At 45.2% G+C, this 10,463-nt stretch carries 13 protein-coding genes and 1 pseudogene; 11 read left to right on the top strand and 3 right to left on the bottom strand.

All coding sequences use genetic code 11. The annotated features are described in order from the left end of the window. A partial coding sequence (gene purM, locus Q0117_RS04890; protein WP_297923305.1) for a phosphoribosylformylglycinamidine cyclo-ligase occupies positions 1-572 on the bottom strand: 572 nt, incomplete at its 3' end. 73 nt (positions 573-645) lie between these two features. On the opposite strand from purM, the gene coaE reads away from it, so the two are divergent. The 3 genes from coaE (at position 646) to dapF (ending at position 3,363) form a co-directional block, all read left to right on the top strand. Next, on the top strand, positions 646-1,320 hold the full coding sequence (gene coaE, locus Q0117_RS04885; protein ID WP_297923302.1) for a dephospho-CoA kinase: 675 nt from the start codon (positions 646-648) through the stop codon (positions 1,318-1,320). Positions 1,321-1,388: 68 nt separating this feature from the next. After that, a complete protein-coding gene (locus tag Q0117_RS04880; RefSeq protein ID WP_297923299.1) occupies positions 1,389-2,309 on the top strand; it encodes a tetratricopeptide repeat protein in 921 nt (306 codons plus the stop codon). 175 nt (positions 2,310-2,484) lie between these two features. Further along, entirely contained in the window at positions 2,485-3,363 is an 879-nt protein-coding gene (gene dapF, locus Q0117_RS04875; RefSeq protein WP_297923296.1) for a diaminopimelate epimerase, read from the top strand. A gap of 1,118 nt (positions 3,364-4,481) precedes the next feature. On the opposite strand, the gene Q0117_RS04870 is transcribed toward dapF, so the two are convergent. Next, positions 4,482-4,817 carry a hypothetical protein gene (locus Q0117_RS04870; protein ID WP_297923293.1) on the bottom strand — a complete coding sequence of 112 codons (336 nt, stop codon included), beginning with the start codon at positions 4,815-4,817 and terminating at the stop codon, positions 4,482-4,484. Between the two features lie 82 nt (positions 4,818-4,899). Beyond that, on the bottom strand, positions 4,900-6,231 hold the full coding sequence (locus tag Q0117_RS04865; RefSeq protein WP_297923290.1) for a hypothetical protein: 1,332 nt from the start codon (positions 6,229-6,231) through the stop codon (positions 4,900-4,902). A 280-nt stretch (positions 6,232-6,511) separates the two neighbouring features. Here Q0117_RS04865 and rpsJ point away from each other — a divergent pair, with 280 nt between their 5' ends. The 8 genes and pseudogenes from rpsJ to rpsC all read left to right on the top strand — a co-directional run bounded on the left by rpsJ (position 6,512) and on the right by rpsC (position 10,461). Then, positions 6,512-6,823 carry a 30S ribosomal protein S10 gene (gene rpsJ, locus Q0117_RS04860; RefSeq protein ID WP_005869011.1) on the top strand — a complete coding sequence of 104 codons (312 nt, stop codon included), beginning with the start codon at positions 6,512-6,514 and terminating at the stop codon, positions 6,821-6,823. 11 nt (positions 6,824-6,834) lie between these two features. Beyond that, positions 6,835-7,413 carry a 50S ribosomal protein L3 gene (gene rplC / locus Q0117_RS04855; RefSeq protein ID WP_297923287.1) on the top strand — a complete coding sequence of 193 codons (579 nt, stop codon included), beginning with the start codon at positions 6,835-6,837 and terminating at the stop codon, positions 7,411-7,413. Beyond that, on the top strand, positions 7,410-8,024 hold the full coding sequence (gene rplD / locus Q0117_RS04850) for a 50S ribosomal protein L4 (RefSeq protein WP_297923284.1): 615 nt from the start codon (positions 7,410-7,412) through the stop codon (positions 8,022-8,024). The genes rplC and rplD overlap by 4 nt, the downstream gene beginning before the upstream one ends. A 1-nt stretch (position 8,025) precedes the next feature. Further along, the gene (locus Q0117_RS04845; protein ID WP_297923281.1) at positions 8,026-8,307 is read left to right on the top strand and encodes a 50S ribosomal protein L23; all 282 of its coding nucleotides are present in this window, start codon (positions 8,026-8,028) and stop codon (positions 8,305-8,307) included. 1 nt (position 8,308) lies between these two features. Beyond that, positions 8,309-9,139, top strand: a complete 831-nt coding sequence (gene rplB / locus Q0117_RS04840) for a 50S ribosomal protein L2 (RefSeq protein ID WP_297923278.1) — start codon at positions 8,309-8,311, stop codon at positions 9,137-9,139. 2 nt (positions 9,140-9,141) lie between these two features. Continuing rightward, positions 9,142-9,423: a 30S ribosomal protein S19 gene (gene rpsS, locus Q0117_RS04835; protein WP_297923276.1), complete on the top strand. Its 282-nt coding sequence runs from the start codon at positions 9,142-9,144 to the stop codon at positions 9,421-9,423. Positions 9,424-9,432: 9 nt separating this feature from the next. Then, positions 9,433-9,744: pseudogene (gene rplV / locus Q0117_RS04830) on the top strand (50S ribosomal protein L22); the annotation flags it as partial. 21 nt (positions 9,745-9,765) lie between these two features. Then, on the top strand, positions 9,766-10,461 hold the full coding sequence (gene rpsC / locus Q0117_RS04825) for a 30S ribosomal protein S3 (protein ID WP_005868997.1): 696 nt from the start codon (positions 9,766-9,768) through the stop codon (positions 10,459-10,461). Positions 10,462-10,463 lie beyond the last annotated feature (2 nt).

Here is a 10,463-nt window from a genome sequence, read left to right as displayed (position 1 = left end):
AGCGAGAAGCCGTTTGAGTGCAGGCCGCTACTAGGAAGCGCGATGAGCACGTCGCCCTCACGCACAAATTTGCTGCGGTCGATCTCGTCCTCCTCGGCGATACCTACGGCAAAGCCCGCAAGGTCAAAGTCGCCTTTCTCATACATCGAGGGCATCTCCGCTGTTTCGCCGCCGATCAGCGCGCAGCGGGCGAGTTTGCAGCCCTCGACGATGCTTTTTACGACCTCTTTGGCATCCTCGATCTCGAGCTTAGCCGTTGCGTAATAGTCGAGGAAAAATAGCGGCTCGGCGAAGTTGCAGATGAGGTCGTTTACGCACATCGCGACGAGATCCTGCCCCACGCCGTCAAATTTGCGCGCGTCGATCGCGAGTCGCAGCTTTGTGCCCACGCCGTCGGTGGCGCCTAGGATCGCGGGCTTTTTGTAGCCTGCGGGCAGTCTCACCGCGCCGCTAAACGAGCCGATGCCGCCTAAAACGTGCGGAGTTTGCGTCGCTTTGACGAATGGTTTTATCGCATTTACGAAGTCATTTCCGGCGTCTATATCGACGCCCGCGTCTTTGTAGCTTATCAAATTTTATCCTCCAAGATGGTATAATTTCGCAGATTTTAGCTAAAATCGAATAAAAACGCTATAAAGGCTCACCTTGAAATTTAAACACTCCATCGTCATCACGGGCAGCATCGGAAGCGGCAAGAGCGCGGTTTGCGAGCTGCTTCGTGATCGCGGATTTGAGATCATCGATGCCGATAAGATTTCGCATGACGTTTTGGATCGCTGCGCCGCGCAGATAGCTGAAATTTTCGGCGCGCAATACGTCGTGCAAAAAGACGCGCAGGCTAAAAATTTGAGTTCGCATGTGGAATTTGACGATAGCAGAGATGAGGAAAATTTGACCGATTCTTGCGCTTTTGTGGACCGCAAAAAACTAGGCGAGCTAGTGTTTAAAGATCCCGCGGAGCTTGCAAAGCTTGAAGCGCTGCTGCATCCGAAGATAACGGCTGAAATTTTATCGCAGGCGCAGACTTTAGAGGCGAAAGGAAGGCTTTACTTCGTCGATATTCCGCTGTTTTTTGAGGGCAAGAGGTATGAGTTTTTTGATAAAGTAGCGGTCGTTTATGCGCCTAAAGATACGCTAATTTCGCGCGTGATGAAGCGAAACGAGCTGGATCATGCCGCCGCAAAACATCGCGTGGAACTGCAAACGGACATAGAGCAAAAGCGCGCCATGGCGGATTTTGTAATAGATAACGGAGGCGATCTTGCCGCGCTTAAGGCCGCGGTGGAGAGATTTTTAAAAGAGTTAAAAGATAAAATTTAGCCCTTTGCGCGAGAGCTCATAAAATTTCTACGCGAATTAAGATGAGACTAAAAATAAAGGAGAAGGCGATGAGGATCGGTAGCCGCGTCCAAAAGGGCGCTAAATTTCAAAATTTTAAAAGCACGCCGTTTAAAGAGCGGTTGAAATTTACGGCGCGAGCGGTTTTGCTCTCCGCGCTGTTTGCGACGGGCGCTGCGGCGGAGATTGACGATCTAAGGAAGGGCTGCGCCGCGGGGAGCGAGATGGATTGTAAAAAACTAAACCGCGTGATAAATGAGCTACAGCGCAACTGCGACGCAGGCGGCGAGGAAAACGCGCTAGACTGTGCAAATTTGGGCTATGCATACGACTCGAATAGAAGCTTCAAGCAGGCCGCGCGCTATTACGACAGGGCGTGCAAGCTCGGCGAGCAGAAGGGCTGCGTCTATTTGGGATTGCTCTACAACGACGGGCAGGGGGTGGCGCAGGATCGCAAGAAGGCGAATGAGCTTTTTAGCGATGCTTGCAAGAAAAACAGCAGCGAGGGGTGCGCGAGCCTTGCATACAACTATAAAAAGGGGCTCGGCGTCTATCCCGACGTGAAAAAGGCGATTGAGCTTTTGATCAAGGCTTGCAAGATGGGGCAGGTAGAGGCGTGCCATAACCTAGGGCTTAGCTACGTCCTCGGCGACGGCGTGAAAAAAGACGCGGACAGGGCTAGGACATTTTTTACGAGGGCTTGCGAGCAAGGACACACGGATTCGTGCGTAAATTTGGGCGTCACGTATTTTAAAGGCGACGGCAGGCAAAAGGATCATGCGCTTGCTGCGAAGTATTTTAGCGAAGCGTGCGAGAAAAGCGACGAGCCGCTAGCCTGCTCAAATTTAGCGTATCAATACGAAAAGGGCTGGGGCGTAGCGAAAGATAAAAAGAGGGCGCGCGAGCTTTATGAAAAGGCTTGCAAGCTCGGAAGATTTGATGCTTGCGAGCATTTAAAAACTATGAGGTAAGTTCTAGCATCAAGCGTGAAATGCCTTACAATAAACCAGCTAACTAATGCGGGCGAGTTAGAAAAGCATGTCTTGAAGGGTCTAAAATAAGCGGTAGGTTTAGATTTAGATAGAAGTAAAATTTTAATAAAGCGTTAGTGAGCGTTAGTAATTTTAAAAATTTGCGAGGTAGATAATGAAAATTTCAAAATATAATGCGAGCGGCAATGATTTCGTAATATTTACGGATTCGGTTAAGGCAGATAGATCCAAGCTAGCGCGCGAGCTATGCGATAGGCGTGATGGAGTAGGCGCTGACGGGCTCATCGTCGTACTACCGAAATTTAACGGTATCGAGGGGATAAACTTTGAGTGGGAATTTTATAATAGCGACGGCAGTAGCGCCGATATGTGCGGCAACGGCTCGCGAGCGGTATGCATGTATGCGTATGAGAATTTTTTGGCCGCGCAAAGTATGAAATTCCTAAGCAGCGCAGGCGTAATTAGCGGTGAAATTTTCGGTATTTTCGGCGGAAATTTGAGCGAGAGCATGCGCGGCGAGCTACGCAATGTAAGCTTTGGCGAGATTTTCAATCTTCGCCCTAACGCTCACGCGTTAGTAGCTAACGTCGAGGTAATGTTAACTCGCCCTAAGCGCCTGGGCGAGAGCTTTGAGGAGGCAGGGCTAACGTGGTATTTTTATAACACAGGAGTGCCGCACTTAGTAACTTTTGTTAGCGATTTAAATGAGTTCGACGCCGCGCTGGCCCGCGACCTGCGTGAAAAGTATAACGCTAACGTTAATTATGCGTTAGTTCAAAGTCGCCTCGCAAGCAAAATTTTAAAGGTGCGCACCTTTGAGCGTGGCGTAGAAGCCGAAACTCTCGCATGCGGTACGGGGATGGCAGCATGCTTCATCGCAGGCGTCGAAAATATGGGGCTAGCTCCCGATATCCGCGTGATACCTGCAAGCGGCGAAATGCTAAATTTGCGCTTAGGAGATGGAGGTAAAATTTACTTTCGCGGCGACGTTAGGCATACTTTCGATGGCGAATTTATCGGATACGTGGAGTAGGCAGGGCGGAATTTCGAGCCGGTTTGCGCGAGAATTCGTGAAATTTTCGAGTGTAATTTATATAAAATTTCGCTTTTCGCTCCGTTTTATAAAATAATAAATTCACAATATGGCATTGGAATTTTAAAATTTTATGATGATGAAATTTTAGAATTTTCGGGGATGGTTTGCGTGAGAATTTTAGTTTTGAGGTAAAATTTGGCGCTTCACTGCAAAATTTAATTCCTAAATCTCGGAATTTTATGAAATAAAATTTTAAGATTTAGGCGTGCGGAATTTTGCTACTAAATTTAAAATTTTTGCTTGAATTTCACATTTGTATCGCATTAATTTAGGCTTTCGTGGAATTTAGCATTATAAATTTACGCTGTAGCCTGCTCGTTTGGTTTATAATTTTTACTGCCGCCGCAAAAATCCGTCGTGTTCACACAAGTGAAATTCCGTCGCATTTGCACGAGCGAAATCCGCCACTAATAGCAGAAAGCGCGACATCAAGCGCAAATCCTCGGCGCGGATAAATCTATCATTGACGACAAAGGCTGGATTTATAGATGCGGCAATTCTTGAAGTGCGGTAGAATTTACTAACGACGATAAAAGCATAGTGTAGTTACGGCAAAATTTAAAATTTGCGCCCGCCGAATTCCGTCGCGCCGTCATTTTGTCGTTTAAATTTTAAATTCCATCCGCGTCGGTTTGGCCGAAACTAGGCATAAAATCTGATGATTAACTCTCTGGCGAGTGTTAAAATCACGACAAAAATTATAAATTTTGACAAAGATTTTTGTCGTATCGCGACAAGCATAGCGATGCCGAATAAAACGAGTGCAATGTCTAAAAATGTATCTTTCATGCGCTCAACTGAAATTTAATCAAAATCCCAAGTATGATAAGAAGTATTATAAAGCGCAGGATTGAGCGCATGGAGGATAGATCGCCGAATTCTTTATTGTATTCCTCCTTAACTTTCAATTTGGCTTTCCAGGCGAACATTTTTACTATAAAATCCAGCATTTTCATCTCCTTTTTTAAGGCTAGTCGCATAAAAATGAAATTCTGTCGCGCCACGTGAAATTAAAGAATTCTATCTAATTGGCACTTAAAATTTTTAATTTTGAACTATTTGTCGGCGTTTTGGACGAGGGTTTTTTCGTATTTTTCGATAAAGCTTCGCCCTGCCTCGCATAGACGGTATATGAAAATCTTCGACGCCTTGCCCGCATCAAGCCCCGTGTCCTTAATGCTTTCGCGCTGCAGATAGCCCCAGTTTTTATGAATTATATCAAGAGTCGATTTGATCGAGGTGTAGTTGCGCCCACTCGCAGCTGCGAATTCGTTTATGGGCCTCATAAACTCTGTATCGCTTTGCTTATTGCGACACAAAAGCCCATCTTCGCCTTGCGATTCGACTAGTTTTAGCGTTTCATAAATGAGTTTGTCTTTTAATTTGATCATCGGCTTTCCCTTGCATAATTGATATGGGTTTGCCAAAATTATATCATAAAATTTGTATTTTTATGATATGTAATGTCAATAATTAGAAGCTAAGCGCGAATTCATGAAACGGCACGACATCGCAGCGGATACCCTCAATCTCGAGCCTACCGGAGTTTGCCATAGAAACGACTTTTAAGCTCGTGATGCCGAGCCTTTTGAGCATGCTTAAAATTTTACGGAATTTTAAAAAGATAATGTCCGCGTCGCTGAATGGGATGACGAGAACCCCCATTTTTAGAGTTGGCATGTAAAAATCCAGCTCTTTTGTATAAAAAATCGGCGTATTCAGCCCCAAAAGCTCGCAGAATAGGACGTTGGCAAATTTTTTGGGGAAATCCTTTTTGCTTGTTAAAATTTCGCGCATATTAAAATGCGAAAAATATAATTTTTTTGCGCGCGCGGGCTTGCCCGCTTTGCTTAAAAATCTGATGAAATTTTCTTGCTCAAGCTTGGCGATAGTGCCGTATACGGCGTCTTTGGATATCTTAATGTGTGGCTTTAGCGCGGTATAAATTTTATTTGCGCTAAATGCGGCGTGGACGAAGCCTAGGCACTCTTTGAGGATTAAAATTTCCGTGCGGCTAAAGTTTGCCGCAAGCAGCCTCTGCTCGAATTCTAAAATTTCGGCAGGCGCTATGAAGGGGTTTTTTGCGCCGCCGCCTTGGGCTAAAAATGCCGAAATCATCGAGTTTATCTCGTTGTGGCGCTTGTCGAAGGCGATAAATTCCTCAAATGAAAGCGGCAAAAGCTCAATCCGCTCAAAGCCCGGCAGGGCCAACTCTCTATCGCGAGTAGAGATGATAAAACGCTTTAAATTTAGCCCCCCAGCGAAGCTTTGAAGCGATGAAATTTCAAAATCGGCGCTACTAAAATTATCTAAAAAAAGCGATGAAATTTGCTCGTTGGCGGCTAAAAATTCTTTGATCTCGCGGAAGAAATTCTCACTCCTGCTTTTTGCGCTGTAGAACTCCGCATTTTTTATATTGTTTGAGCTGCCTGTGCTTGCGTTTTTTGTATCTGTATTTTTTACGGCGGCGTGATAAAATTCTTCTATATCCGAAATTTCCGCGTCTAACGTAGCTTCTCTGCTTATTTCATGCTCGTTTACTTCGCTAACCTTTGTATCGCCTGCGCTATTTCTAGCTGCAAAAATTGCATCACTCGCTACTGCCACCTCAAGGCGTAGATCGGCTAAATTTAGATATAAAATTTCATCTTTTTTAAGCTCTGAAATTTCATTTTTCAGCACGGCGCTTTTGCCGGAATTTAGCACTCCGTAGATTATGGTTTTGGCAGAGCTGATACCTCTTTTGCGCGGGATAAAGCCTGCAAATTCCGGCGGATTTTCGTAAAAAAATTTTAGATCATTCATGGCGAGTATTTTAAAATTTTCCTTATTAAAAGGAAATAAATCTGAAAAATCCTATGAAATTTTTATATCTATTTCAAATTTATCTAAAATTTTTGTATTGAAAATTTCCGACACTCTAAAAAATTTTCGAAATTCTATATATTTTTCCTTATTAAAAGGAAATATTTCCATAAAATTTGGCTATTTTCTTGACAAAACCGGAGCGCTTTTATATAATGTGCGTCTTTTGTTTGAAACAAAGGGTCGCGCGTTGCGACAAGTTCTTTATTAAGGAAAAGTGATGCAAAAAATTAGGTTAAAACTCAAGGCTTATGACCATCGAGTTTTAGATCGCACAGTTTCGGCTATCGTTGAAGCCGTAAAAAGAACAGGTGCGGACGTCAGAGGTCCCGTGCCGATGCCTACGAAGATTAAACGCTACACCGTTTTAAGATCTCCGCACGTAAATAAAGACTCCAGAGAGCAGTTTGAGATGAAAATTCACGCTCGTATGCTAGATATCGTAGCGGCGACTCCGGATACGGTTGATTCGCTAACTAAGCTTGATTTGGCTCCGGAAGTCAACGTCGAAGTTCACGCGATGGGCAAATAAGGGGTAAAACAATGGAATATATCGTAGAAAAAATAGGTATGAGTAGGACGATCGACACGAGCAGCACGCCCGTGACGCTTTTGCGACTTATCAATACCAAAATTTGCGAAGTTTGCGATGAGAAAAAAGCTATCGTAGCCTACGCAGACGGCAAAGCGCATAACAAAGCTATCGCCGGCATTCAAAAGAAATATAGCCTAAGCAAGGAATTTAATAAATTTGCGACTCTAAGCTTAGAAAATGCCGAGCTTGGCGATCAAAATTTAGATGTTTTGAGCGGAGTGAAGATCGTAAAAGTAAGCTTCAGATCCAAGGGCAAGGGTTATCAGGGCGTTATTAAGCGCCATGGCTTTGCGGGCGGTCCTGCAGCGCACGGTAGCCGCTTCCACCGAAGGCCTGGTTCTATTGGCAACTGCGAGTGGCCGGGTCGCGTTCAGCCTGGTATGAGGATGGCGGGACACACTGGAAACGAAACGATTACCGCTAAAAACGAAGTCATAAGCTTTGATGCCGAGAATAAAATTTTGGTGCTTAAGGGCTCGGTTCCTGGATTTAACGGCGCAATGGGCAGAATAAGGATAGTAAAATGAGTAAAGTAAGCGTGCTTAACGAAAAACTGGAAAAAGCAAGCGAAATTGAAATCCCTGTGAAATTTTCGGAAGTCAATTCGCACAATCTATATTTGTACGTCAAATCTTACCTTGCTTCGCTTCGTGCAAATACGGCTAACGCTAAAACTCGCGCCGAGGTTAGCGGCGGCGGCAAAAAACCATGGCGACAAAAGGGTCGCGGCGGCGCACGCGCGGGCTCAACGAGAACCAATGTCTGGGTAGGCGGCGCGGTCGCATTCGGTCCGACTAACGAGCGAAATTACGAGCAGAAGGTCAATAAAAAGCAAAAACGCCTTGCGTTGGAATTTGCTATCAATGAGAAAGCAAACGAGGGTAAAATTTTTATCTTCGACGATTTAGAGCTAAAAAGCGGCAAGACTAAAGACGCGGCAAATTTTATTAAGAAACTGGGCGTTAGAGATGCGCTGATCGTTAAAAACGAGCTAGACGCACAAACTCTTTTGGCCTATAGAAATCTTAAGAATTGCTATGTCGTCGATGCAAGCGAGGTCAATGCTTACCTAATCGCAGTTTACGGCTCGGTCGTATTCGAAAAAGCGGCATTTGAATCAATAGTGAAAGAGGACTAAAATGGCAGATATAACAGATATCAAAACGATCCTTTATACGGAAAAGTCTCTCGGTCTTCAAGAAAACGGCGTGGTCGTTATCCAAACTAGCCCGTCGGTTACGAAAAACGGACTAAAGAGCGTTTTGAAGAACTATTTCGGGATCACTCCGCTAAAGATAAATTCTTTAAGACAGGACGGCAAATTAAAAAGATTTAAAGGCAGAACTGGCGTTAGAAATGATGTGAAGAAATTCTACGTCAAACTACCTGAAGGCGTAAGCCTAGAAAGCGTGGAGGCGTAAAATGGCGATTAAAACTTATAAACCGTATACTCCAAGTAGAAGATTTATGACAGGGCTTGGCAGCGAGGATATCACTGCAAAAGCTAGCGTTAGAGGCTTGCTCGTTAAAATTCCTGCCGCAGCCGGAAGGAACAATAACGGTCGCATTACCAGCCGTCATAAACAAGCAGGAGCCGCTAAACTTTATAGAATCATCGATTTTAAGCGAAATAAATTCGGCGTTGCTGGCAAGGTCGAGGCGATCGAATACGATCCGAATCGCAACTGCCGTATCGCGCTGATCTCATACGCAGACGGCGAGAAGCGCTACATCATCAAGCCTAACGATCTTAAAGTGGGCGACGTAGTAGCCGCTGCCGAGGGTGGATTAGATATTAAACCGGGCAACGCGATGAAGATGAAAAATATCCCTGTGGGAACTATCCTGCACAATATCGAGTTAAAACCCGGCAAAGGCGCCCAAATGGCACGTAGCGCAGGAGGTTATGCTCAGCTTATGGGCAAAGAGGAAAAATATGTCATTCTACGTCTGCCTAGCGGTGAGATGAGAAGAGTGCTTGCAGAGTGTATGGCCAGTATCGGCGTAGTGGGTAACGAAGAGTGGGCAAACGTCGTCATTGGTAAAGCCGGACGTAACCGCCACAGAGGTATCCGTCCTCAAACCAGAGGTTCTGCGATGAACCCGGTCGATCACCCGCACGGCGGTGGCGAGGGTAAGAAAAACTCCGGTCGCCATCCGGTAACTCCGTGGGGTAAACCGACGAAGGGCTATAAAACTCGCCATAAAAAAGCGAGCGATAAGCTTATAATTTCAAGAAGGAAAGGAAAATAAAAATGGCTAGATCGCTAAAAAAAGGTCCTTTCGTAGATGATCACGTAATGAAAAAAGTCGTTGCGGCAAAGAAAGCCAGCGATAACAAACCGATCAAGACTTGGTCGAGACGAAGCACGATCGTGCCTGAGATGATCGGACTTACGTTTAACGTTCATAACGGAAAGAATTTTATCCCGGTTTACGTCACCGAGCATCATATCGGTTATAAATTAGGCGAGTTCGCTCCTACGCGCACTTTCAAGGGCCACAAAGGCTCCGTGCAGAAAAAGATCGGCAAGTAAGGATAGAATATGAGTAAATCAACTATTAAATTTGTTCGCCTTTCGCCGACAAAAGCAAGACTTATCGCAAAACAAATTCAAGGCATGAATGCGGAATTTGCCCTTGCTACTTTGGAATTTACGCCTAATCGCGGCGCGAAATATATCGCGACGGTGATTTCAAGCGCGGTCGCAAACGGCGGCTTTGAGCCTGAAGAGGTCGTAGTTACCAGCTGCCGAGTGGATGCAGGTCCGGTGCTTAAGAGATTTCGTCCGCGCGCCAGAGGTACGGCTAGCCGTATCCGCAAGCCTACTTCGCACATTATCGTCGAAGTAGCAAAACCAAGCAAGAAGGAAGCGTAAATGGGACAGAAAGTAAATCCGATCGGTTTAAGATTAGGAATTAATCGAAATTGGGAGTCTAGATGGTTTCCTTCTAAAGCGACGCTTTCCGAGAGTATCGGCGAGGATTACAAGATACGCAAATTTTTAAAAGCTAAGCTTTATTATGCGGGAATTAGCCAAATTCTTATCGAAAGAACGGCTAAGAAAATTCGCGTAACGATCGTAGCCGCAAGACCGGGCATCATCATCGGCAAAAAAGGCGGCGAGGTCGAAAATTTAAGAAGTGAAGTCGTTAAGCTAGTCAATAAAGACATAGCCATCAACATCAAAGAGGAGCGCAAAGTAGGCTCAAACGCACTTTTGGCTGCGGAAAACGTAGCTATGCAGTTAGAGCGCCGCGTTGCATTCCGCCGCGCTATGAAGAAGGTCATCCAAGGCGCTCAAAAAGCAGGTGCAAAAGGAATTAAAATTTGCGTCGCAGGTCGCTTAGGCGGTGCGGAGATGGCTAGAACCGAATGGTATTTGGAGGGACGCGTTCCGCTTCATACTCTAAGGGCTAGGATCGATTACGGCTTTGCCGAAGCGCATACAACCTACGGTAATATCGGCATTAAGGTTTGGATCTTTAAGGGTGAAATTTTACAAAAAGGCATCCAGGCTGAAAAGACCGATGATGCGCCTAAAAAAACACGCAGACCAAGAAGAGGTAAATAGTT

The sequence above is a fragment of the uncultured Campylobacter sp. genome, from assembly GCF_937997535.1.
In the GTDB taxonomy this organism is placed as follows: Bacteria; Campylobacterota; Campylobacteria; order Campylobacterales; family Campylobacteraceae; genus Campylobacter_B.
Note: the sequence above shows the minus strand (reverse complement) of the source record. Positions and strands in the feature narration are given on the sequence as shown.